Consider the following 23,323-nt stretch of genomic DNA (forward strand, 5'->3'; position numbering starts at 1 on the left):
GAGATTCATTTTTCGGACTCATGTTCTCGACTACTGTACACGCTTCACCCGAACCGCCTATATGTGCAGGCGGGGCGCTACGCGAGCAGCTTTCAAACAATGTGTATCAGTGTAACACCTGAATCCATGAAGAACAGCAAAAGCCCCTGCTAATGGCCGATTATGGCCATCAGAACAACGGGACCGAAAGCCACAGCTCTAGAGCCGTAGCGTTGCCGCCTGCTCGGCCACGGCGTTGCGCAGATCCGCAACCTCAGGCCCTGCGCGCAGTACGCCGCGGGAAACGTTGGGCGATACTAGTGACGCCGTCTGGTCTCCCCCGGCGATACGTCGCACATCGTCCATGGTGCCTCCCTGGGCGCCGACTCCCGGCATCAGAACCATGCCGCCCACCTCGTCCAAGCGCGGCGGCTCCGCCAGAGTCGCGCCTACGACTACGCCGAGGTTGCCAGCCCCAGGATGCTGGGAGTTTTCCGCGGCCACGCGGTCCACAATGTACTGGGCCAAGTTCGTGTCTGTGTCGTCGAAGTAGGAGCGTTGCAGACCCCGCGCCTCCGGGTTAGATGTGGCGGCCAGGACGATCACTCCCCTGCCGTGCTGCTCACCCAAGTCGATAACGGGGCGCAGGGAGTCGAAGCCCAACCACGGGGATACGGTCACAGCGTCGCTGCACAGCGGGGAATCCGGATCCAACCACGCCCGTGCGTACCCGGCCATGGTCGAGCCAATGTCGCCCCGTTTGGCGTCGGCAATAACCAACACCCCGGCCTTCCGCAGCTCCGCGATCGATCGCTCCAGCACGGCCAACCCGGCCGAGCCGAACTGCTCGTAGAAGGCCACCTGGGGCTTGACCACACAGGCGACGTCCGCGAAGGCCTCCACGCAGGTCTTGCTGAAGGCCTCCAGTCCGGCCACGTCGGCCTTTAAGCCCCAGTCCTCCAGGATGCCCACGTGCGGATCCATGCCCACACAGAGCTGCCCGAACTCCTGGGAACGCTCCAGGAAGCGCTCGCCGAAGGTTGGGCGGCCTACCGAACTCGCACTCGCGGTCACGAGTGATCGACCTCCTGAATGGCGCGCACGGTCGGCTCGGCGCCCTGCAGGGCCTCGATACCCTGGACGGCTGCCACGGCTCCCTGGACGGTAGTCACGCACGGCACGCCCATGTTCACCGCAGCGGAGCGGATGTCGTAGCCGTCGTGACGCGCCCCGGCGGATCCGGCCGGCGTGTTCAGAATCAGGTCGATGTCGCCGTCCTTGATCCAGTCGCCCACGGTGCGCAGTGGCTCGCCGTTAGCATCGACCAGCGGGGTGTTCTCCGCGGCGGCGCGGCGCTCGTCGGATATCTTGGCCACGACCTCGCACTCCACGCCGTTGCGGCGCAGCATGGCGGCGGTGCCCTGGGTGGCCAGGATCTTGAAGCCCAGCGAGTACAGGCGCTGGATTGGCAGGAGCACCGTGCGCTTGTCGCGGTTGGCCACCGAGACGAAGACGGTGCCCTCGGTCGGCAGGTCGCCGGTGGCTTCCTGGGACTTTGCGAAGGCGGTGCCGAAGTCGTCGTCCAGGCCCATGACCTCACCGGTGGACTTCATCTCCGGGCTCAGCAAGGAGTCCAGCACGTGGCCCTCCGGGCTGCGGAAGCGGTTGAAGGGCATCACGGCTTCCTTCACGGCGATGGGGTGGCCCTGCGGCAGGGAGCCGCCGTCGCGGTCGTGCGGCAGGATGCCCTCCTCGATCAGGTCCGGGATGCTGGTGCCCAGCATGATGCGCGCGGCGGCCTTGGACAGCTGCACGCCCGTGGCCTTAGAGACGAAGGGCACGGTGCGGGAGGCGCGCGGGTTGGCCTCGATGACGTAGAGGATGTCGTCCTTCAGCGCGAACTGAACATTCATCAGACCCTTCACGCCGATGCCGTGAGCCAGCTTGGCGGTGGCCTTGCGCACCTTGTCGATGTCCTCCGCGCCCAGGGTCATCGGCGGGATCGCACAGGCGGAGTCGCCGGAGTGGATGCCGGCCTCCTCGATGTGCTCCATCACGCCGGCCAGGTACACGTGCTCGCCGTCGCACAGGGCATCCACGTCGATCTCGATTGCGGAGTCCAGGAAGCGGTCCACCAGGACCGGGTGGTCGTTGGTGATCTCAGTGGCGCGCTGGATGTAGTTGGACAGGCTCTCGTCGTCGTAGACGATCTCCATGCCGCGTCCGCCCAGCACGTAGGACGGGCGAACCAGCACCGGGAAGCCGATGCGGGCGGCCACGTCGTGTGCCTCCTCCACGCTAGTGGCGGTGCCGAACTCCGGGGCCGGCAGGGCAGCCTGCTCCAGCACCTTGCCAAACTCGCCACGATCCTCGGCCAGGTTGATGGCCTCCGGGGAGGTGCCAACGACCGGCACGCCAGCGTCTGCCAGACGCTGCGCCAGGCCCAGCGGGGTCTGGCCACCCAGCTGCACGATCACGCCTGCGATCTCGCCGGACTCGGCCTCTGCGTGGTAGACCTCCATGACGTCCTCGAAGGTCAGTGGCTCGAAGTACAGGCGGTCGGCGGTGTCGTAGTCCGTGGAGACGGTCTCCGGGTTGCAGTTGACCATGACGGTCTCATAGCCCACGCGAGACAGCTCCAGGGCGGCGTGCACGCAGGAGTAGTCGAACTCGATGCCCTGGCCAATGCGGTTCGGGCCGGAGCCCAGGATCAGCACCTTCTGCTTGTCCGGCTGCGGGGCAACCTCGGATTCGGCGGCCGGATCCAGCTCGTAGGAGCTGTAGTGGTACGGGGTCTTCGCCTCGAACTCAGCGGCGCAGGTGTCCACGGTCTTGAATACCGGGCGGATGCCCTGGGCCCAGCGCAGTGCGCGCACGCCGTCCTCGCCCGCCAGCTCCGGGCGCAGCGCTGCAATCTGCTTATCCGACAGACCCATGTACTTCGCTTCGCGGAGAAGGTCGACGTCCAAGACTGGGGCGTCAATAAGACGACTGCGGAACTCCACCAGACCGGCGAGCTCGTGCAGGAACCAAGGGTCAATGCCGGAGGCCGCGTAAACCTCCTCGACGGTGGCGCCCAGGCGCAGGGCCAGCTCCACGTCGTACATGCGGCCCTCGGTCGGGCGCTTCAGGTCCTCCAGCACGGCCTGCTTGTCGGTGGCGCGCTCGCCGGCGAACTCCTCGTCCGGAACAGTCCAGAAGCCGGCCTGCTTGGTTTCCAGGGAACGCATGACCTTGTTCAGGCCCGTGATGTAGTTGCGGCCGACGGCCATGGCCTCGCCGACGGATTTCATGGTGGTGGTCAGCGTGTCGTCGGCACCGGGGAACTTCTCGAAGGCGAAGCGCGGGGCCTTGACGATCACGTAGTCCAGGGTCGGCTCGAAGGCGGCTGGGGTGACCTCGGTGATGTCGTTGCGAACCTCGTCCAGGGTGTAGCCGATGGCCAACTTGGCGGCCAGCTTCGCGATCGGGAAGCCGGTGGCCTTGGAGGCCAGGGCTGAGGAACGGGACACGCGCGGGTTCATCTCGATGGTGATGATGCGCCCGTCCTTCGGATTCACGGCGAACTGGATGTTACAGCCGCCGGTATCCACGCCGACCTCGCGCAGGATGGCGATGCCCTGGTCGCGCATCACCTGGTACTCGCGGTCGGTCAGGGTCATGCTCGGGGCGACGGTCATGGAGTCACCGGTGTGCACGCCCAGCGCATCCACGTTCTCGATGGAGCAGACGATCACGACATTGTCCTTGCCGTCGCGCATCAGCTCTAGCTCGAACTCTTTCCAGCCGAGGATGGACTCCTCGATCAGAACGTTGGCCTCCGGGGAGGCAGCCAGGCCGCCGCCGGCGATGCGCTCCAGGTCCTTTTCGTTGAAGGCCAGGCCGGAGCCCAGGCCACCCATTGTGAACGACGGGCGAACGACGACTGGCAGACCCAGCTCGGCGACGGTCTCGTGGACCTCGTCCATGTTGTGGCACACGCGGGAGCGGGCGGAATCGCCGCCGATCTTCGCCACAATGTCCTTGAACTTCTGGCGGTCCTCGCCGCGCTCGATGGCGTCGATGTCCGCACCGATCAGCTCCACGCCGTACTTGTCGAGGATGCCCAGGCGATCCAGCTGGATCGCAGCGTTCAGTGCGGTCTGGCCGCCCAGGGTGGCCAGGACTGCGTCGACCTTGTGGCCGGCGGCCTGCTGCTCCTGGAAGATTTTCTCGATGTACTTCGGGGCGATCGGCTCGATGTAGGTGTTATCGGCGAACTCCGGGTCGGTCATGATGGTCGCCGGGTTCGAGTTGATCAGCGTAACGCGCAGGCCCTCTTCCTTGAGCACGCGGCAGGCCTGGGTGCCGGAGTAGTCGAACTCGCAGGCCTGGCCGATGACGATCGGGCCGGAGCCGATGACGAGTACGTGGTTGATGTCTTCGCGACGTGGCATTGGTTTTCCCTTTAATTCGGTGTTACTAGCTGTTGCTGGCTGTTGCTTAACTTGGCTCTGTTGCGTTAGCTGTTCTTCTCGAGGTTCGCGAAGAACTTATCGAAAAGCGGGTTTGCGTCGTGCGGGCCGGCTGCAGATTCTGGGTGGTATTGGACGGAGAATGCGCTGCCGTCCAGCAGTGCCACGCCCTCGACGACGTCGTCGTTCAGGCAGGTGTGCGTCACCTGCGCCTCGCCGAACGGGGTGTCGAACTTCTCCAGCGCCTTGCCCTTCAGGGCGAAGCCGTGGTTCTGCGCGGTGATGTCGATCCGGCCGGTCTGGTGATCTAGCACCGGCACGTTGGTACCACGGTGGCCGAACTTCAGCTTGTAGGTCTCCATGCCCAGAGCGCGGCCGAGCAGCTGGTTGCCGAAGCAGATGCCGAAGAAAGGAATCTTGGCCGCCAGGATCTTCTTCAGCTCCTCCACCGTCGCGTCGGCCGTCGCTGGGTCGCCCGGGCCGTTGGAGATGAACACGCCCGTGGCGTTGTACTCGGCCATCAGCTTCTGCACCTCTTCGAAGCTGGTGTTGGAGGGCACGACCACGCTGCGTACGCCGCGCTTGGAGAACTCCCGCGGGGTGTTCGTCTTAATGCCCATGTCGTAGGCAATGACGGTGTACTTGGTCTCCCCCTCCGGTTCCACCACGTACAGCTCGTCTGTGCTGACGTCCGCCGACAGGTCCGCACCCGCCATGGACGGCTGAGCCTGCACCTGGCTGAGCATGTCCTCGTCGGAGGTGAGGGCGTCACCGCTAAAGATTCCCGCGGCGACGGAGCCCTTGTCGCGCAGGTGGCGCACGATGGCGCGGGTGTCGACGTTCTGGATGCCGATAATGCCCTGGGTCTCCATCTCGTCAGTCAGGCTGCGGTCGGCGCGCCAGTTGCTCACGGAGCGGGACAGGTCGCGGATAACCAGGCCGGCGACCCAGATCTTGTCGCCGCGGGACTCGGAATCCTCGTCGTTCCAGCCCGTGTTGCCGATCTGCGGGGCGGTCGCCACCACGATCTGACGGTGGTAGGAGGGGTCGGTCATGGTCTCCTGGTAGCCGGTCATTGCGGTGGTGAATACTGCCTCGCCCAGGGTGCGGCCCGTCGCGCCGAATGCGCGGCCGCGGAAGATCTTCCCGTCGGCGAGAACCAGTGCTGCTGGCGTGTAGCTCATTGTGCTTGTTTCCTTTAACTCTTAGCTGTTGTGTTTGGTTCTTTTTTATTGACGCCCACTCGTGGGTACTTAGTTCACCGCTGAGCCGTTCTTGCAGGTCACCTTGCCTCGCAACAGCGTGGTTGTCACCTTGACCGGCATTTCCATTCCCTCGTACGGAGTGTTGCTGGCCTTGGAGGCCATGTCCTTTCCGTGCGCCGTCCACTTCTGGTTCACATCCACCGCGCACAGGTTCGCCGGCTCTCCTACCGCGATCGGGCGGCCGTGGCCGGGCAGCTTGGTGATCTCCGCCGGGCGCTCGGACATCACCTTGGCGATGAAGCGCCAATCCTCGTCGCCGTCGATGACGAAGATCTTGGCGATCAGCGCCAGTGAGGTCTCGATACCCAGCATGCCGGGGCGAGCATGGTCGAACTCGCAGCACTTGTCCTCGGAGCCGTGCGGGGCGTGATCGGTGGCCACGCAGTCGACGGTGCCGTCGATCAGGGCGGCGCGCAGGGCCTCCACGTCGCGTTGCTCGCGCAGCGGCGGGTTCACGCGGTTCACCCCGTTGTAGGTCTCCAGCCGCGCGTCGGTGAGCAGCAGGTGGTGTGGCGTAACCTCCGCGGAAAGAGGAATGTCCTGGGACTTCGCCCAGCGCAGCAGCTCCACGGTGCCTTCCGTGGAGGCGTGGCAGATATGCAGGCGGCCGCCATAGTCGCGGGCCATGATGGCATCGCGGGCGACGATGGATTCCTCGGCCACGCGCGGCCAGCCACCCAGGCCCAGGCGGGCGGCGGTCTCGCCCTCGTGGGCCACGGCGCCCTCAGTCAGGCGGGGCTCCTCGCAGTGCTGGGCCAGTAGCACGTCCATACCCTTGGAGTATTCGATGGCGCGGCGCATAAGGCGGGGGTCGTCGACACACTTGCCGTCGTCGGAGAACATGCGCACCTTCGCGTCGGAATCGGCCATCATGCCGAGTTCCGTGAGCTCCTTGCCCTCCAGCCCCTTGGAGATCGAGCCGACCGGGTGCACGTCGCACAGGTTCGTGTTCTGGCCCTTGAACCACACCATCTCCGCGATGGCGGGGTTGTCCGTGACCGGTGCCGTGTTCGCCATGGTGAACACGGCCGTGAAGCCGCCCTGGGCGGCGGCCGCGGAGCCGGTGGCAATGGTCTCGGTATCCTCGCGACCCGGCTCGCGCAGGTGAACGTGCATGTCTACCAGGCCAGGAAGCAGCACCTGGCCGTCCAGGTCCAGCACCTCCACGCCCTGCGGTGCAGAGCTAGCCAGGTCCGCGCCGATCTCGGCGATCACGCCGTCCTGGATCAGCACGTCCTGCTTCTCCCCCTCGCCGTAGAGCAAAACGCCACGCAGCAGCACTGCGTTCTCGGCGCCGGTGGGGTGGCCCGCCAGCTCGCCGGTGGCCGGGTACTCGGGGGTCATCGTCAAAGCTCCTTCATCGAAAGTCTTCTTATCCGTCTGTGCCATGTGCGCCTAGCCCTCTTCTCCAACTAGCAGGGTGAACAGCACCGCCATGCGCACGTGCACGCCCGCGGTAACCTGGTTCAGCACCACGGTCTGCGGGGCATCGGCAACGTCGTAGTTGATCTCCATGCCGCGCAGCATCGGCCCCGGGTGCATGATGATCGCGCCCTCCTGCATACGCTCCGTGCGGGCCTGGGAAAGGCCGTAGCGAGTGGCGTACTCGCGGTGCGAGGGGAAGAAACCGCCGTGCATGCGCTCGGCCTGCACACGCAGCATCATCACCACGTCCGCGTCGGCGATCTCGCTGTCGAAGTCGTAGCTCACGCGCACGCTGTCCGGTTCCGCACCCCAGTGCTCAATACCCAGCGGCACCAGCGTCGGGGGTGCCACGAACACCACCTCCGCTCCGAGGGCTGTGAGCAGCTGCGCATTCGAGCGAGCCACGCGGGAGTGCAGGATATCCCCGACAATCACTACCTTCGTGCCGCTAATCTCCCCGATGCGGTTGCGCATCGTGGTGGCGTCCAAAAGAGCCTGGGTGGGGTGCTGGTTGGAACCGTCACCTGCGTTGATGATGGCCGTATCGTCCAACCAACCGGCTACCTGCCGAGCCGCGCCGGAAGACGGGTGGCGCATGATGATCGCGTCGGCACCCACGGCCTTCAGGGTCAGCGCGGTATCGCGCAGGGACTCGCCCTTCTTCACCGACGAGCTGGAGGCGGAGATGTTGATGACGTCCGCGCTCATCCACTTGCCCGCGGTCTCGAAAGAAGATCGGGTGCGGGTGGAATTCTCGTAGAACAGGGTGAAGATTGTGCGCCCGCGCAGCGTAGGCAGCTTCTTCATCTCGCGGCCCTCGAGGGCCGCGGCGAAGCGGTCGGCCTCGTCCATCAGGCCTAAGATCTCAGACTTGTTCAGATCGGCAATGCTAATCAGGTGCCTCATGGCTTAGTTGCTTCCTTCCCCAGTGCCTGGCCTGCGGGTCAACACCACGTTGTCTACCCCGTCCAGCTCCGCGAGGTTCACCGTCACGTCCTCGTCCGCGGCGGTCGGAATGTTCTTGCCCACGTAGTCCGCGCGGATCGGCAGCTTGCGGTGACCGCGGTCGATCAGCACCGCCACCTGGACGGAATACGGCCGACCGATGTCCGTGAGTGCATCGAGTGCGGCACGGATGGAACGGCCACTGTAGAGGACGTCGTCGACCAGGACGACGATGGCGTCATCAATCCCCTCCGCGGGAACCTTGGTGGGTTTCAGCGCGCGGTGGGTGGTGTTGCGCAGGTCGTCGCGGTACAGGGTGATGTCCAGGGAACCCTGGAACACCTCTACCCCCGTGAAGTGCTGAATCTTCTCGGCCAGGCGGGCCGCAAGCGGCACTCCCCCCGATGGAATGCCGAGTAGAACTACGCGCCGGGAGTCTTCCCCATCCAGCGCCGTCTTTTCAATAATCTGGTGCGCGATGCGCGCGACAGTACGGGAAACCTGATCCGCGTCGAGTAGGGTGACGCCAGCTTCCCCAGCCGTCGAGTTCATCGTGACCTCCTTTCCCGCCTCTCTGTGCGGTCCGTTAAAGGACGTCTACTTTTTGACGACTAGAAGTCTATCACGCTTCGCCGGACTCTTTGACGACCCCGTCGAGCAGCCCGTCCAACTCGTCGGACTCCTCGGTTGCGGCGGACTCGCCTTGCTCAGCCTGCTCAGCTCGTTGAGCGGCGGCCGCGTCGGCGATCTTCATGTCCGCCTGCAGTTGCAGGTCCTTGTTGATGCCGTCCAACACCGCGTGGATGTAGCTGGGCGCCTTGTCGTGGGAGTATTCGCTGGCCAGCTCCACTCCCTCAACCACGGCAACCTGCGGCGGCACGTCGTCGTTGAACTTCAGCTCCCACCCCGCCACCCGCAGCACCGCGCGGTCGACGGCGGGAAGGCGATCCAGCTGCCAATCGCTGGAAAGGTGGAGCGCAATGGCCTCGTCCAGCGCGTCCAGGTTCGTTGCCACGCCGGGCACGATCTGCTGGGTGTACTCCGGCACGGGCTTCACTTGGTTCGCGGAATCCTTGGCCAGCGAGATGCGCTCCTCGACGATCTCCACCGGGTCGATGTCACGGAACTCGGCCTCGAACAGGATGTCTACGGCGCGACGCCGCGCCTTGTAGCGCGAGCCGTGGCGCTTGAAGGAAGCCGCCTTAGCTGCGTTGCTTCCAGCTGTGTGTTCCTCAGTCATGGGTGAAAAACAGTCGCTGACCTAGTTGTTTACGCGGGACAGGTACTCGCCGGTGCGGGTGTCCACCTTAACGACGTTGCCGGTCTCGAGGAACAGCGGCACCTGAATCTCGGCGCCGGTCTCCAGGGTGGCGGGCTTGGAGCCGCCGGTGGAGCGGTCGCCCTGCAGGCCTGGGTCGGTGTGCTCGATCTTCAGCTCCACGGATACCGGCAGCTCGGCGAACAGCGGCTCGCCCTCGTGGAAGGAAACCTGGACGCTGGTGTTCTCTAGCAGGAACTTCGCGCCTTCGCCCATCAGGTGCGGAGCCAGCTCGATCTGGTCGTAGGTCTTCTCGTCCATCAGGACGAAGCTGGTGCCGTCGTTGTACAGGTAGGTCATGTCGCGGCGGTCAACGGTAGCGGTCTCCACCTTCACGCCTGCGTTCCAGGTCTTGTCGATGGTCTTGCCGGAGACGACATCCTTGAGCTTCGTGCGCACGAAAGCGGGGCCCTTGCCCGGCTTGACGTGCTGGAATTCGACGATCTGCTGCAGCTTGCCATCAACCTTGAGGACAAGGCCGTTCTTGAAGTCAGCGGTGGTTGCCACGAATGGTCTCCTTATTGAGATTGCGATTGCGAGTATTAAAAATTTTTGGCTGCTACAGTCTAGCAGCCGCCCAAACCTAAACGACGATGAGTTCCGTCGGCGAGACGTTGAAGCTACGCGCCCCATCGTTGGTGATAACGTACGTGTTCTCGATGCGCAGGCCCGTCTTGCCGGGGATGTAGATGCCCGGTTCGACCGTTACCGTCATGCCTTCTACTAGCTCGTCTTCGGGATTGACGCCCGCCGCTGCCCGCGGGGCTTCATGCACGTCGAGGCCCACGCCGTGTCCCGTGGAGTGCACGAAGAATTCCCCGTAGCCGGCGTCGGTGATCACGTCGCGGCAGGCGGCGTCCACGTTGCGCAGCGCCACCCCCGGGGCCAGGATCGCCTCGCCGGCCTTCTGGGCGCGGTAGACCACGTCGTAGAGTTCGCGGGCCAGCTCGTCGGGCTCGCCCACGCAGACCGTGCGGGTCTGGTCGGAGGCGTAGCCGTCCAGGTACACGCCGAAGTCCACGGTCACCAGGCCGGGAACGATTCTTTCGCGGGAGACTCCCGCGTGCGGCTTGGTGGCGTTCAATCCGCTGGCCAGGATCGTGTCGAAGCTCAGCCCGTCGGCGCCGGCGGTGCGCAGCTGAAACTCCAACTCGGCTGCCGCCTGGATCTCCGTGATGCCCTCGCGGATGCCGTCGTCCTCGATGAAGGAGCGCCACACGCTGTCGGCCAGCTCGCCGGCCGCGGCCAGAGCCTCAATCTCCAGTTCGTCCTTGACCAGGCGCAGATCCTCTACCACTGAGGAAAGCACCGGCGGGTTGTCCAGTGCCCGGGCCTGCCCGTAGTCCAGGCTGGGTTCCACGGCGAAGTCCTTCCCCGCAAACTCGGCGGCATGGTCGAACAGCTTGCCGCCGATTTCGATGGAGATGTCTTCCGGCTCGCCGGTCTCGACGCGGATCTGCGTGTCGTAGCGCCCGTCCGTCAGCAGCAGATGGTGGCCGTCTTCGCGGATCACCATAAGCGCGTTGGAGCCGGAGAATCCGGTCAGGTAGCGGACGTTCTTCAGGTTGCTGATCAGCAGGGCCGCATGCGCTGAGTCCTGGATTCTTGCTGTGGCCTTGTTGCGGCGGGCGCGATAGGCGGCAGAAAATTCTTTAGACATAAACTTCCAACTCTCCTTCCGACAGTTTCTACTGTGCGAAGAACCGCAGGGCGGCGACGTATCCGTAGATGCCCAGGCCGGCGATCACTCCGCTGGCCAGGGGGCTTAGGTAGCTGTGGTGGCGGAACTCCTCGCGTGCGTGCACGTTCGAGATGTGAACTTCCACGAAGCCCGCTCCGTCGGCGATCTCCGCCAGCGCGTCGCGCAGCGTGACGGATGTGTGGGTAAAGCCGCCGGGGTTGATGATTACCGCGGCTCCCTCGTCGGCGGCGCGGTGCACGCGATCCAGCAGCTCGCCTTCGTGGTTGGACTGGAAGAAGTCTACCTCGATGCCCAAGGACGCCGCCTCGCGGGCCAGCAGGTCCTCCACATCGGCCAGCGTGGTGGTGCCGTAGACTTCCGGCTGGCGTTTGCCTAGGCGGTTGAGGTTCGGGCCGTTGATCACGCACACCTTCGGCGCCTGCGGCTGTGCTGCATTCATCGCTGTCTCCTCCTAGTTGGTTGTCTCTAGTTGGCTGTCGCCCCTCTTAAGCTTTCACGCTAGCGGCGTAGGCCGCGCGCAGCAGCTCCTCGCTGGGGCCTTCCAGGCGGGTGGGCTTGCCGATCTGCTCGAGCACCACGAAGCGAATCTTGCCGTCCTTGTTCTTTTTGTCGCGCCCCATCGCCGCCAGCAGCTCGTCGAGCTCGGCGCCGTCGTAGCTGGTCGCCAGACCTATCGCGTTAAGGATGTCTCGATGACGCCGAACGTCTGCCTCGCTCAGCAACCCAGCCGCCTTGGCCAGTTCCGCATCGAAGATCATGCCCACGGCAACTGCCTGGCCGTGGCGCCAGCGGTAGTCCTCGTGGTGTTCGACCGCGTGGCCGTAGGTGTGGCCGTAGTTGAGGATCTCGCGCAGGCTGGATTCCTTCAGGTCCACCGCCACAACGTCGGCCTTCACCTGGATGGCTCGGGCGATCAGCTCCGGCAAGCTGCCGTGCGGATCCAGCGCGGCCTGCGGGTCGGCCTCGTAGATGTCCAGGATCTCCGTGTCCGCAATGAAGCCCGCCTTGACGATCTCTGCCGAGCCGGCGACCATCTCTGCATCCGGCAAGGTTTCCAGAACCTCCAGGTCGACGATGACCGCGCTGGGCTCGTGGAAAGCGCCCACCAGATTCTTGCCGGCGGGCGTATTGATGCCGGTCTTGCCGCCGACTGCAGCGTCCACCATCGCCAGCAAGGTGGTGGGATAGTGCACGACCTTGATCCCGCGCATCCAAGTGGCGGCGATGAAGCCCGCTAGGTCCGTGGCGGCGCCGCCGCCCAGGCCGATGATGGTATCGGCGCGGCTCAGGCCAACTTGCGCGCAGACATCCCAGCACTCGGCGGCGGACTGCGCCGTCTTCGCCGACTCTGCGTCCTCGATCTGGTGGGTGTGCGCGGCGTAGCCGGCATCGGTCAGGCGCTGGGACAGCTCGGCGGCGCGGTCTGCGAGTGCGGGCTGGTGAATGATCAGGTAGTTGGCCGTGGTTCCCGCGGCCTTCAGGATCTCCTCGGTGGCGAAGTCGATGCCCCGGTCGATGACCACTTCGTAGGGCGACTGGGAGGCCACCTTAATGCGCTGCTGCTGAAAGTCTGCGGGCTGTGTGTTGGTCATGGTTGGAGAGGATCCTTATGTGAATTCTGATTACGGGGCCGGAATATTGGACCCGGACTAAATGGTCCGGGTTGGGTGGGAAGCATCGCGCTCGTTGAGCCGCTCCAGGCGCACTTCTTCGATGAACATCAGAATGTCGGTGACCACGCGGCGGGGCTCCTTGCCGTCGCAGCGCACCATAAAGTTGGAGACTTCCTCGTAGTACGCCGACCGCTGCGCAAAAAGCTGCGCGTACTTGCCACGCGGGTCGGCGACGTTCAGCAGTGGGCGGGTGTTAGAGCCGGACGTGCGCCGCACGCCCTCGTCGATGGAGACGTTGAGGTACACCACCGTGTGGTCGGCGAGCAGCTTTCGGGTGCTTTCGGTGACCACTGCCCCGCCCCCGAGGGAGACGATTCCGTCGGTCTGCAGGGCTTCAGCCACCACGATGGCCTCTTGTTCGCGAAAACCCGGCTCCCCGAGCTCGCCCATGATCTGGTTGCAGGTCTTGCCGAGCTTCTCCTCGAGCATGTGGTCGGTGTCCACGAGCTGCAGGTTTAGCGCGTTGGCCAGGCGCTTACCGATGGTCGTCTTACCGGAGCCCGGAAGCCCCACCAGTACCGCGCGGGGGCTCATCGGATTTCTCCGTCCGCCACTTCCCCGTCGGCCAGTTCGCTGGCGTCAGCGGACCAGTCGAGGCGGGTATCTACGTATTCCAGGTAGGACTGCACGTTGCGCTTAGTCTCCTCCACGGAGTCGCCGCCGAACTTCTTCAGTACGGCGCGGGCCAGCACCAGGGCGACCATGGTCTCGGCCACCACACCGGCAGCCGGCACTGCGCACACGTCGGAACGCTGGTGGATGCCCGTGGCGGCCTCGCCAGTGGCCATATCCACGGTCTTCAGCGCGCGCGGGACTGTGCTGATCGGCTTCATGGCGGCGCGGACGCGCAATTCCTCGCCGTTGGTCATGCCGCCTTCCAGTCCTCCGGCACGGTTGCTCAGGCGGTGTACGCCACCGCCAGCAGCTGCCTCCATCTCGTCGTGCGCCTCGGAGCCACGGCGGCGGGCCTCCTCGAACCCATCGCCGATCTCCACGCCCTTGATTGCCTGAATGCCCATAAGAGCGGCGGCCAGCTGGGCATCCAGGCGCTCGTCACCGGAAATGTGGGAGCCCAGGCCGATCGGCAGGCCCTTAACAACGACCTCGACGATCCCGCCGAGGGTATCGCCGGACTTCTTGGCAGCCTTGATCTCGTCGATCATGGACTCTTCCGCTGCGGAATCGAAGGCGCGCACCGGTGAAGCGTCGATGCCTTCAAGGTCGGAGAACTCCGGGCTCGGCCCCTCGTAGGGCTCCGAGCGGCCAATGCTGATGACGTGCGAGAGCACCTCCACACCCAGCACCTCGCGCAGCAGGGCGCGGGCAAAAGTACCGGCTGCTACGCGCGCGGCGGTCTCGCGGGCAGAGGAACGCTCCAGAATGGGGCGTGCCTCTACGTGGTCATACTTCACCATGCCGGAGAAATCGGCGTGGCCCGGTCGCGGGCGGGTCAGCTTCGCGCCGCGGCCACTGGCCATCTCCTTTGCGACCTCCGGATCGGACTCATCGATCGGGTCTGCGGACATGATCGTGGTCCACTTCGGCCACTCAGTGTTACCGATCATCACGGCAACCGGGCTGCCCAGGGTCTTACCGTGGCGCACACCGCCGACGAAGGTCACTTCGTCCGCCTCAAACTTCATACGCGCGCCGCGACCGTATCCCAGTCGACGGCGTGCCAGCTGATAAGAAACGTCTTCCCGAGTTACCGACAAACCGGCCGGGAGGTTCTCGATTATCGAAATGAGGGCCTGGCCGTGCGATTCACCTGCAGTAGTCCAACGAAGCATAAAGAGCATGATACAGGCCATATGCAGCCTTAGCTTCAATGACGTCCCGGATTATTAACGGAAGATTAATGACGCCACCACCACCGCCCCCGACGCCACCAACATCGCTGGGCCGTGGGGACTCGCCCGATCCCCGCCTCCCTGGTGCCCACCGTGGAAGAAGCAGTGCAGCACACCGCTCACCCCAATCGCAGCCAAGGCCCCCAGAGGAGTAGCGAGAGCTGCCAGAGTTCCCGTCGTAAGCGCAAGCTTTGCATCTCCGCCACCGGCTACCAACCGAGGATGTAGCAGTGGAAGTCCGAAGGCAACCACCCACCAGATCACACCGCCGAGTAAAGCCCAGCTGTTAAGACCGGGGATGAGCACAGGCATGACCCCGGCGGCGGGTATCGCGGGAAGGGTTAGATAGTTGGGCAAGCGGGAGGTGCGGGCGTCAATAGTAAAAAGGGCGATACCCCACGGCACGAAAGGCAGCAGCGGCCACCAGGGAAGAAGCGAAGTCGCATACACGCTTCGGAAGAATAGCCAGGCGCGCGGACAGACCCCGTGCGCACGGCCTCGAGAAAGTCCGGCCTGTGGATAGCGAAAAGTTATCCACAAGGGCGAGAAACTAGGCTTGCCCCTTGGCTCGCAGCACGGTATCCAACATCAGCCCCTCCGGAGCCGGGTGGCCCGTGAACAGGCGGAACTGTTCCTCAGCCTGGCCCGCCAGCATGCGCAGACCGTCGGCGTGCGGGATCGACTTCGCCTTGGCCGCGGAAAGCAGCGGCGTGGGATAGGGATCGTATATCACGTCCACGATGCCCGCGGCCGCGCACAGCCCCTCGGCCAGCTCCTCGGCGGCATGGGCTGGGATCGTGGAGATCACGGCGGCGGCATCGGCGCAGATCCCAGCGATGTCGGCCTCCTCGAAGCGGGACCAGGAAAAATCCATGCCCATAGTTTCCACCATGGCCTGCAGGTTCAGGGCGCGCTCGGAACGCGCCAGTACCGTCATCTCGGTGACCCCGGCTGCCGCCAGTGCTGCAACGGCCGGGCGGGCAGTGCCTCCGTTGCCGACGATCACCGCTTTGGCACCCTGCAGAGCGGAAGTGTCCCCGTCGTAGAGGTGCTCCAGGCAGCGGGTCACACCGTCCACGTCCGTATTGTCGGCCAGCCACTGGCCATCGCCCTGCGGCACCAACGTGTTGGCGGAGCCGATCTCCTGGGCACGGTTCGTCGCCAAATCCGCCAACTCCAAGGCCGCCTGCTTGCCGGGCATCGTCACGGAGAAGCCGCGGACCTGGTCGCCGGACTCGCTCAACAGGCGGCGAATATCGCGCGATTCCCCCGCCTCCACGCGGAAGTAATCCATCTCCAACCCCAGCGCACGGTATCCGGCGCTGTGCAGCTGCGGGGACAGCGAGTGCTCGATCGGGCTGCCCAGCACCGCGCAGCGCATACCGGGCGTCTCCAGGAACTCATCTACCGACAGCACGTGGCCTGCGGCGGACATACAAATTCACCCTTTGCTTATGAAGATTGCTCTTGAGTCTCGGCTAGTTTTAGCCAGTGCTAGCTAGTTCTGGCTAGCTAGCGGTTTAGCTCGAAGACTAGCGGTTCGAATCCAACACACCGTTGCGGCGGGATTCCTCAATAGCCCGTTCGTGGGCATCGAAATCGCGGTTGAAGACCGTTCGACCGTCCTTGTCCACCGTAACGAAGTACAGCCAGTCGCCCTCGGCCGGGTTCTCGATTGCGTGCAGAGCCTGTAGGCCAGGCGAGGAAATCGGAGTTTCCGGCAGGCCCTCCTTGGCGTAGGTATTCCACGGGGTCGACCGCCTACGATCCTCGTCCGTGGTGGCGACCTCAACTTCGCTCAGGTCGTAGTTCACCGTCGAGTCGAACTCCAGCTTTTGGTTTTCGTGCAGGCGGTTCAGGATCACGCGGGCGACCTTGTCGAAGTCGCCTTCCGGAGCCTCGCGCTCCACCAGAGATGCCGCCACCAGCATATCGTAGGGGCTTAAGCCAACCTTTTCTGCGGAAGACAACAAGCCGGTGTTTTCGTACTGCTCCTTGGAAGTCTTCAGCAGAGTCTTGAGGATTTCTTCCGGGCTGCTGGTCGGGTCGAAGAGATGCACGCCGGGAGAAATCAAGCCCTCGATGCGCTTCGGATCATCGCCGCGCGCATTCACCTTATCCAAAGCCCAGTCAGCGATCTCTAGCTGCTCCGGCGGGGTCTGTGCCGCCGCCTTCTGCAGATCCTCGACGGACACACAGTTTTGTTCGTCCTGGCAAGTCTGTTCGGAGACCAACGTGAAGATACCCTTGCGGTTATCTCCGTCTACCACCTGGACGTCATGGAGGGTCAGGCCATTCGGAATGTCAACCACGCCCCGGCGGCGTTCATCGCTAGACAGCCACTCCAGGGCCTTGTCGGCGGACATCTGCTCTTGCAGTGAGTAGTAGCCTGCCTGCAGCTCCGGTTCCTTACGCTCCGCAGCGGACATCAGCGCTCGGCGGGAACCCACCACGTCCTTTTCCACCAGCTGCTCTGACAAGCTATCCACAGAGTCACCGGGGCTCACGCGAACCATGACGACGTTGCCATTACCCTCACCCTCGTAGTCGCGCACAGCCACAACGTCGCGCTGGTACCAGACGTAGGCACATGTACCGATCAGGAGGACGACCAGAGCGAGAGCCAGCGCGGCGGCAAGCTGACGGCGCCGTCTAAACTTCGGCTGCATTTTACGGGTCGGTCCCATAGGTCAGTGTGGCCTTTCGTACAGGGTTAAACTCTTAGGTTTTCTCTTTGACGTCAGATACAAGCTGAGCCTGACGGTGTTAAGCGTCGCCGGTCATTTTCTCACGAATTGGTAAATTTTAGGAAAGCGCGCGCCGCCGCGTGTCTAACCACCCCTGCAGAATATGTACCGCTGCTGCCTGGTCGATCTTCTTTCTGCCTTTTTTACTATTGACGCCAGAGGCGTGAAACGCCTGCGTAGCGGCCATCGTAGACATTCTTTCGTCCACCATGCGCAGCGGAATGTCCGGCAATTCATCTTTAACCAAGCGGGCAAATTCCTCGGCATTAAGGGTGCTTTGTGTATGGTTCCCGCGCAGCGCGACCGGCAGACCAACAACGATCTCCACCACGAAATTCTCGCGGCAGATCTCCGCCACGCGCTGCACATCCGCGTCGTCCGCGGTGGCCTGGACGGTCTCCACGGGTGTGGCGAGGATGCAGTCCGGATCCGAGATCGCCACCCCAATGCGCACGGTGCCCACGTCGAGGCCGAGCCTCCGGCCACGGCCGGGGTCGGTGGCTGGGTCTGGCCTTTCGGTCTGCATCAGCGAAAACTCCCCGGCCGACTATCCGCGCAGCGCGCTCTTGACGGCCTCGATGCCGGCGGGGATGCCGGCGGCGTCCGAACCAGAGCCCTGCGCCATGGCCGGCTTACCGCCACCGCGACCGGCAACCTTCTCCCCGAAGGCCTTGACGAGCTCGCCGGCCTTGATGCCCTTGTCCACGGCAGCATCGTTCGCAGCGGCGACGAAAGGAACCTTCTCCCCGTCCACGGAGGCGAATACCACGACGGCGGGCTCGGAGCCCAGGCGGTTCTTCGCATCCATGGCGAGGGTGCGCAGGTCGCCTGCGGCCACGCCTTCCGGCAGCTCCTCGGCCAGGACCTTGACCTCGCCGATAGTCTCAGCCTTCTCTACCAGCTGGCCTACCTGCCCCTGCAGCTGCTGGGCGCGCAACTGCTGGATCTGCTTCTCGGCGGCCTTCAACTTGGCGGTGAGCGCGTCGATGCGCTCCGGCAGTTCCTCGCTCGGGGTCTTCAGGCTGGTTGCCAGGCCGGCCACCAGAGACTTCTCGGTGCTGAGGAAGCGGAAGGAATCCATGCCGGTGTAGGCCTCGATGCGGCGCACGCCGGAGCCGACGGAGGACTCACCGAGTACAGAGATCGGGCCGACCTGGGAGGAGTGCTCCACGTGGATACCGCCGCACAGCTCCATGGAGAACGGTCCGCCGATCTCCACGACGCGCACCTCGGAACCGTAATTCTCGCCGAACAGAGCCATGGCGCCCATCGCCTTGGCTTCCTCCAGGGAGGTCTCGATGGTGTTCACCTGGTAGTCGCTATCCACGGCGCCGTTGGCGATCTCCTCGATCTGGTTCAGCTGGTGCTCGGTCAGCTGCTCGCCGTAGTTGAAGTCGAAGCGCAGGTAGCCCGGCTTGTTCATGGAGCCCGCCTGGACGGCTGTCGGCCCCAGCACCTCACGCAGGGCGGCGTGGATCAGGTGCGTGCCGGAGTGCGCCTGGCGTGCCTGGTGGCGCCACGCCTTGTCCACCGTGGCCTGCACCTTCTGCCCCACGGCCAGCTCGCCGCCGCTGACGGTCACGTGGTGTACCCAGACCTTCTTACCGACCTTCTGCACGTCCTCCACCCGGGCAGCACCGGAGGTGGTGGACAGCTCGCCGCGGTCGGCCATCTGGCCGCCGGCCTCGGCGTAGAACGGGGTGCGGTCCAGGATCACCTGAGCGGCAGCGCCCTCCGGGGCAGTCTCCACCAGTGCGCCGTCGCGGATGATGCCCAGCACGGAAGCTTCGTCAGCCAGGTTCTCGTAGCCGGTGAACACGGTCGGGTGGTTATCCACGAATGGACGGTAGATCGTCTGATCCACGTGGCCCAGCTTCTTGGCGTTGTTATCGGCCTTGGCGCGGGCCTTCTGCTCCGCCATCAGGTCGTGGAAGCCGTCGATGTCCACCTTCAGGCCGGCCTCGGCGGCCATCTCCTGGGTCAGGTCGATCGGGAATCCGTGAGTGTCGTGCAGGGAGAAAGCAACGTCGCCCGGGACTGTATCCTCGCCGCGTTCCTTCGCGCCGTGGGCCCAGTTGTCGAACATCTGGGAGCCGGATTCCAGGGTCTTCAGGAAGGACTTCTCCTCGGACAGAGCTACGGCGCGAATGCGCTCGTAGTTCTCGGCGATTTCCGGGTAGGAGGGCGTCATGGTCTCCCGCACGGTGTCCATGAACTTCTCCAGGGTCTCCCCCGTTGCACCCAGCAGGCGGGCGGAGCGGATGATGCGGCGCAGCAGGCGGCGCAGAATGTAGCCGCGTCCCTCGTTGCCGGGGGTCACGCCGTCGAGCATCAGCATCAGACCGGTGCGGGAGTGGTCGGCGATCACGCGGAAGCGCACGTCGTTGGCCTGGTCTGCGCCGTAGTTGGCGCCGGTGACCTCCTGGGCCACGTCGATGACGGGGCGCAGCAGGTCGGTCTCGTACACGTTGTCCACGTCCTGCAGGATGCAGGCGACGCGCTCGATGCCCAGGCCGGTATCGATGTTCTTCTTCGGCAGCTTGCCGACGATCTCGAAGTTGCCCTTGCCCAGGCCCTCGCCGCGCTCGTTCTCCATGAACACGAGGTTCCAGATCTCGATGTAGCGGGTGTCGTCGACGATCGGGCCACCCTCCTGGCCGTGCTCCGGGCCGCGGTCGTAGTAGATCTCCGAGCAGGGGCCGCACGGGCCGGGAATACCCATGGACCAGTAGTTATCCTCCATGCCGAGGCGCTGGATTTTGTGCTCGGGTACGCCGATCTTCTTGTTCCAGATCTCCGCAGCCTCGTCGTCGTCGGTAAAGACGGTGACCCACAACCGCTCCGGGTCGAGGCCCAGACCGCCTTCTTCCACCGGATCGGTCAGCAGCGTCCAGGCGTGCGTGATCGCACCTTCCTTGAAGTACGCGCCGAAGGAAAAGTTGCCCGCCATCTGGAAGAACGTGTTATGGCGGGTGGTAATGCCAACCTCGTCGATGTCCAAAGTGCGCACGCACTTCTGGATGGAGGTCGCCGTGCCGTTCTCAAACGGTGGGTTCTGCTGGCCCAGGAAGTAGGGCTTGAACGGAACCATGCCGGCGTTCACGAACAGAAGGTTCGGGTCGTCCAGGATCAGCGATGCGCTGGGTACCTCGGTGTGCCCGGCCTTGGTGAAGTGCTCGATGAAGCGCTGGCGGATCTCATGCGTTTGCACGGTGGCTTTACCTCGTAGAGTTCTATGTCGACTGTAAATGGAATGCGTACATTCTACCCCCGGGTCAGGAAGGAGCGAACGATAGCCCTAAGGCTACTCAAGCGCGCGGCAATGGTCTTTTCGTTGCCGTGGGTTGTCGGCCGGTAGTACACCGCGTCCTTCAGATCGTCCGGCAGGTACTGCTGCGGCACCACGCCCTTCGGATCGTCGTGCGGATAGACGTATCCCACCGCGTTACCCAGCGCCTTCGCCCCTTGGTAGTGGCCGTCGCGCAGGTGAGCCGGAACGGCCCCGCCTTTGCCCGCCTGCACGTCCCCAATGGCGGAGTTGATGGCCGCGATCACCCCGTTGGACTTCGGCGCGGTCGCCAGGTGGATCGTAGCCTGCGCCAGGTTGAGCCGTGCCTCCGGCATGCCGATGAAGCTCACCGCGTGATACGCCGCCACCGCCACCTGAAGCGCCTGCGGGTCGGCCATGCCGATGTCCTCGCTGGCGTGGATAACCAGCCTACGGGCGATGAAGCGCGGATCTTCGCCGCCTTCCAGCATGCGGGCTAGGTAGTGCAGCGCGGCGTCCGGATCCGAACCGCGGATGGATTTAATGAAGGCACTGGTGATGTCGTAGTGCTGGTCGCCGTCGCGGTCGTATCGCGCCACTGCCTTGTTAAGGGACTTTTTTACTTGTGACGCCACCAGCTCCGCCACTCCGTCCTCCCCTTGCGGCTCGACTCCCTCGGCCGCGGCCTCCAGGTACGTCAGGCTACGGCGGGCATCACCGGCAGCCATGGCGACGAGCTGGTCCATGGCCTCGGGGGTCACCCGCAGTTGGCCGGCGTATCCGCGCTCATCGTCGAGAGCGCGCTGCAGTACGGTGCGGATGTCGGCGTCACTAAGAGAAGAAAGTTGGACGAGCAACGAGCGCGACAACAGCGGCGACACCACGGAAAACGACGGATTCTCGGTGGTGGCGGCGACCAATAGGACGGTGCGGTTTTCGACGGCGGCGAGTAGCGCGTCCTGCTGGGTCTTGGAAAAGCGGTGCACCTCGTCGATGAACAGCACGGTGTGCTCGCCCATGACCAGGCGCTTGCGGGCCTGCTCGATGATCGCGCGGACTTCCTTGACGCCGGAGTTCAGGGCGCTTAAGGCCTCGAAGCGGCGACCGGAGGCCTGGGAGATGAGGCTGGCGATGGTGGTCTTGCCGGTGCCAGGCGGGCCGTAGAGGATGACGGAGGTATCGCCGTGGCCCTCGATCAGGCGGCGCAGCGGCGAGCCTGGGCCCAGTACCTTATCCTGGCCGACCACCTCGTCGAGGCTGCGGGGTCGCATGCGAACCGCCAATGGGGCGTGGGAGCCGGGGTGAAAATACGCCTCGGCGGCGTGCGCGTCGGTTCCGTCTGTGGCACCGGCGCCACTGCCCTGCTGACCTTGGGAAAACAGATCGTCCATCGGCTTTAAGCGGCGGGCGCTACGCTTCGCGCTCGTTCGGGAAGGCTCTCAGCTGCGACAGCACCTTCAACAGAACCTGCGCAAACTCGCCGATCGCCGCGAAGTCTTGGGAGTCGCGGCGGCGGGAGAAACGCTTGATGGCTTCCACCGTCGTGGCCAAATCCTCAAGCTGCTCCTCCGACATGTGGCGGATAGAGCGCGAGACCTCCTGGTTGTCTGATTCATCGCCGAAGACGAACGAGGGGTGCTTGGCCACGGAAAGCCGACCGTAGTACATCATGATCAACGACAGGAAAGCCCAGCCGATGAGGGCGGACATGACCCAGTCGTGGAAGACCCTATCTTCGGAAATGGCAGGCCAGATTTGCTGTGCCTCCGCACGCCAGGCGGCGAGGAACTCCGTGGTCTCCGGCTCGTCCAAAGCCGGGGTGGAATTGTCCTGCGGGAAGCCCGCCACCACGCAGGCGACGTCGAAGGCTGCGTCCCGGAACCCGGCCCATTCATAGTCCAGCAGCACGATGTTGTCCGTGAGCATGACGTTGTCGGGCGCCAGGTCGAAGGGTGTGAAGACAAGGAACTCGGACTTGCTCTGACGCTCGACGGCCTTGGTGGCGTAGCGCTGCACCACCGGGTCGATGGTCAGGCCGTTCGAAATCATGAGGTCCACGCCAGACTGGATGAGCTCGCCGACGTTGATGTCGGACTCTTCAATCGCCTCGGGACTGATGTGGTGGCGCTGGCACTGGCGGCGCATCAGGGTGGAGTAAGACTGCGCGCCACCGAAAGTGGCAGCGTGCATCTTGCCCAGTGAACGGCCGAGCTTACGCAGGGCTCCGATGCGGGACTTGGAATCTTGCAGGGTCAGCACGTCTGTAAAGCTCGTGCCATCGCCCGCGTCCGACAGAACCAGCAGGCGCTGGTCGATGTCATAAGCCAGCAGTACCGGGCCGGGGCGTACCGTCTCCGCCAGGGTGTTGGTGTACTGGTAGGCCACGACCTCGCGGAGCATGCCCAGGGCATCCGGGCCGAACTCCCCTGCGTCGCCGGCACCCTCGTTGGAGCCATCGCCGGCCCCGCCGCTGCCATCAGCGTTCGCGGCGCCCGCGTCCCCTTCGCTTTCCGGCGGCAGCTGCTTGATAACCACCGTGCGTTCCTGCAGGAAGGGGTCGGCGGAAATCCGGCAGCGCAGAACCATCGAGGAGCCACTCCCACCCAGATCCTGCGGATCGCTGAGTTCGGGTGAACCTCCGAAGCGGTTCGCCAAAACCTGGGTTGCCGCCTCGACAGTGGACTCGACTGATTGCAC

The 23,323-nt window shown here is 64.4% G+C and carries 20 protein-coding genes; all 20 read right to left on the reverse strand.

The features are described from left to right. Positions 1–198 precede the first annotated feature (198 nt). The 20 genes from pyrF to MHX66_RS00855 all read right to left on the reverse strand — a co-directional run bounded on the left by pyrF (position 199) and on the right by MHX66_RS00855 (position 23,323). Entirely contained in the window at positions 199–1,053 is an 855-nt protein-coding gene (pyrF, locus tag MHX66_RS00760; RefSeq protein ID WP_370646238.1) for an orotidine-5'-phosphate decarboxylase, read from the reverse strand. Beyond that, a complete protein-coding gene (gene carB, locus MHX66_RS00765) occupies positions 1,050–4,415 on the reverse strand; it encodes a carbamoyl-phosphate synthase large subunit (RefSeq protein ID WP_239198524.1) in 3,366 nt (1,121 codons plus the stop codon). Before carB ends, pyrF begins: the two co-directional genes overlap by 4 nt. A gap of 65 nt (positions 4,416–4,480) precedes the next feature. Beyond that, positions 4,481–5,617: a glutamine-hydrolyzing carbamoyl-phosphate synthase small subunit gene (carA, locus tag MHX66_RS00770; protein ID WP_239198527.1), complete on the reverse strand. Its 1,137-nt coding sequence runs from the start codon at positions 5,615–5,617 to the stop codon at positions 4,481–4,483. A gap of 69 nt (positions 5,618–5,686) precedes the next feature. Continuing rightward, positions 5,687–7,087, reverse strand: a complete 1,401-nt coding sequence (locus tag MHX66_RS00775; protein WP_370646239.1) for a dihydroorotase — start codon at positions 7,085–7,087, stop codon at positions 5,687–5,689. A 6-nt stretch (positions 7,088–7,093) separates the two neighbouring features. Beyond that, positions 7,094–8,029: an aspartate carbamoyltransferase catalytic subunit gene (locus MHX66_RS00780; RefSeq protein WP_239198530.1), complete on the reverse strand. Its 936-nt coding sequence runs from the start codon at positions 8,027–8,029 to the stop codon at positions 7,094–7,096. A 3-nt stretch (positions 8,030–8,032) separates the two neighbouring features. Beyond that, entirely contained in the window at positions 8,033–8,620 is a 588-nt protein-coding gene (gene pyrR / locus MHX66_RS00785; RefSeq protein WP_239198533.1) for a bifunctional pyr operon transcriptional regulator/uracil phosphoribosyltransferase PyrR, read from the reverse strand. 70 nt (positions 8,621–8,690) lie between these two features. After that, entirely contained in the window at positions 8,691–9,308 is a 618-nt protein-coding gene (nusB, locus tag MHX66_RS00790) for a transcription antitermination factor NusB (protein ID WP_239198536.1), read from the reverse strand. 21 nt (positions 9,309–9,329) lie between these two features. Further along, complete coding sequence (efp, locus tag MHX66_RS00795; protein WP_034987927.1) at positions 9,330–9,893, reverse strand: elongation factor P; 564 nt, start codon at positions 9,891–9,893, stop codon at positions 9,330–9,332. A 76-nt stretch (positions 9,894–9,969) separates the two neighbouring features. After that, positions 9,970–11,046, reverse strand: coding sequence for a Xaa-Pro peptidase family protein (locus MHX66_RS00800; RefSeq protein ID WP_239198539.1), 1,077 nt, complete (start codon positions 11,044–11,046; stop codon positions 9,970–9,972). 28 nt (positions 11,047–11,074) lie between these two features. Then, on the reverse strand, positions 11,075–11,527 hold the full coding sequence (aroQ, locus tag MHX66_RS00805) for a type II 3-dehydroquinate dehydratase (protein WP_239198542.1): 453 nt from the start codon (positions 11,525–11,527) through the stop codon (positions 11,075–11,077). A gap of 46 nt (positions 11,528–11,573) precedes the next feature. Beyond that, entirely contained in the window at positions 11,574–12,680 is a 1,107-nt protein-coding gene (aroB, locus tag MHX66_RS00810) for a 3-dehydroquinate synthase (protein WP_239198545.1), read from the reverse strand. 57 nt (positions 12,681–12,737) lie between these two features. Further along, a complete protein-coding gene (locus MHX66_RS00815) occupies positions 12,738–13,295 on the reverse strand; it encodes a shikimate kinase (RefSeq protein ID WP_239198548.1) in 558 nt (185 codons plus the stop codon). Next, positions 13,292–14,551, reverse strand: a complete 1,260-nt coding sequence (gene aroC / locus MHX66_RS00820) for a chorismate synthase (RefSeq protein ID WP_239198551.1) — start codon at positions 14,549–14,551, stop codon at positions 13,292–13,294. The genes MHX66_RS00815 and aroC overlap by 4 nt, the downstream gene beginning before the upstream one ends. Positions 14,552–14,605: 54 nt before the next feature. Then, a complete protein-coding gene (locus MHX66_RS00825) occupies positions 14,606–15,061 on the reverse strand; it encodes a prepilin peptidase (protein ID WP_370646240.1) in 456 nt (151 codons plus the stop codon). Between the two features lie 100 nt (positions 15,062–15,161). Then, positions 15,162–16,046 (reverse strand): shikimate dehydrogenase, encoded by an 885-nt coding sequence (locus MHX66_RS00830; protein ID WP_239198554.1) that lies wholly within the window; start codon positions 16,044–16,046, stop codon positions 15,162–15,164. A gap of 97 nt (positions 16,047–16,143) precedes the next feature. Beyond that, positions 16,144–17,280, reverse strand: coding sequence for an endolytic transglycosylase MltG (gene mltG, locus MHX66_RS00835; RefSeq protein WP_370646242.1), 1,137 nt, complete (start codon positions 17,278–17,280; stop codon positions 16,144–16,146). A gap of 136 nt (positions 17,281–17,416) precedes the next feature. Beyond that, positions 17,417–17,884 carry a Holliday junction resolvase RuvX gene (gene ruvX, locus MHX66_RS00840; RefSeq protein WP_239198560.1) on the reverse strand — a complete coding sequence of 156 codons (468 nt, stop codon included), beginning with the start codon at positions 17,882–17,884 and terminating at the stop codon, positions 17,417–17,419. Positions 17,885–17,905: 21 nt separating this feature from the next. Beyond that, on the reverse strand, positions 17,906–20,569 hold the full coding sequence (gene alaS / locus MHX66_RS00845; protein WP_239198563.1) for an alanine--tRNA ligase: 2,664 nt from the start codon (positions 20,567–20,569) through the stop codon (positions 17,906–17,908). A 53-nt stretch (positions 20,570–20,622) separates the two neighbouring features. Then, the gene (locus tag MHX66_RS00850) at positions 20,623–22,017 is read right to left on the reverse strand and encodes a replication-associated recombination protein A (RefSeq protein ID WP_239198566.1); all 1,395 of its coding nucleotides are present in this window, start codon (positions 22,015–22,017) and stop codon (positions 20,623–20,625) included. Between the two features lie 19 nt (positions 22,018–22,036). Beyond that, the gene (locus tag MHX66_RS00855; protein ID WP_239198569.1) at positions 22,037–23,323 is read right to left on the reverse strand and encodes a phosphotransferase; all 1,287 of its coding nucleotides are present in this window, start codon (positions 23,321–23,323) and stop codon (positions 22,037–22,039) included.

Origin of the sequence: Corynebacterium sp. ACRPH, from assembly GCF_022347285.1 — a bacterium.
Lineage (GTDB): Bacteria > Actinomycetota > Actinomycetes > Mycobacteriales > Mycobacteriaceae > Corynebacterium.

Bases quoted from the DNA above. Each gene is read 5' to 3' on its own strand.
- MHX66_RS00830 (WP_239198554.1), bottom strand. From the start codon at position 16,046: ATGTCCGCCGCAGGCCACGTGCTGTCGGTAGATGAGTTCCTGGAGACG.
- MHX66_RS00780 (WP_239198530.1), bottom strand. From the start codon at position 8,029: ATGAGGCACCTGATTAGCATTGCCGATCTGAACAAGTCTGAGATCTTA.
- MHX66_RS00815 (WP_239198548.1), bottom strand. From the start codon at position 13,295: ATGAGCCCCCGCGCGGTACTGGTGGGGCTTCCGGGCTCCGGTAAGACG.
- MHX66_RS00800 (WP_239198539.1), bottom strand. From the start codon at position 11,046: ATGTCTAAAGAATTTTCTGCCGCCTATCGCGCCCGCCGCAACAAGGCC.
- MHX66_RS00775 (WP_370646239.1), bottom strand. From the start codon at position 7,087: ATGGCACAGACGGATAAGAAGACTTTCGATGAAGGAGCTTTGACGATG.
- ruvX (WP_239198560.1), bottom strand. From the start codon at position 17,884: ATGCAGACCGAAAGGCCAGACCCAGCCACCGACCCCGGCCGTGGCCGG.
- aroB (WP_239198545.1), bottom strand. From the start codon at position 12,680: ATGACCAACACACAGCCCGCAGACTTTCAGCAGCAGCGCATTAAGGTG.
- aroC (WP_239198551.1), bottom strand. From the start codon at position 14,551: ATGCTTCGTTGGACTACTGCAGGTGAATCGCACGGCCAGGCCCTCATT.
- MHX66_RS00850 (WP_239198566.1), bottom strand. From the start codon at position 22,017: ATGGACGATCTGTTTTCCCAAGGTCAGCAGGGCAGTGGCGCCGGTGCC.
- nusB (WP_239198536.1), bottom strand. From the start codon at position 9,308: ATGACTGAGGAACACACAGCTGGAAGCAACGCAGCTAAGGCGGCTTCC.
- carB (WP_239198524.1), bottom strand. From the start codon at position 4,415: ATGCCACGTCGCGAAGACATCAACCACGTACTCGTCATCGGCTCCGGC.
- aroQ (WP_239198542.1), bottom strand. From the start codon at position 11,527: ATGAATGCAGCACAGCCGCAGGCGCCGAAGGTGTGCGTGATCAACGGC.
- pyrR (WP_239198533.1), bottom strand. From the start codon at position 8,620: ATGAACTCGACGGCTGGGGAAGCTGGCGTCACCCTACTCGACGCGGAT.
- mltG (WP_370646242.1), bottom strand. From the start codon at position 17,280: ATGCAGCCGAAGTTTAGACGGCGCCGTCAGCTTGCCGCCGCGCTGGCT.
- carA (WP_239198527.1), bottom strand. From the start codon at position 5,617: ATGAGCTACACGCCAGCAGCACTGGTTCTCGCCGACGGGAAGATCTTC.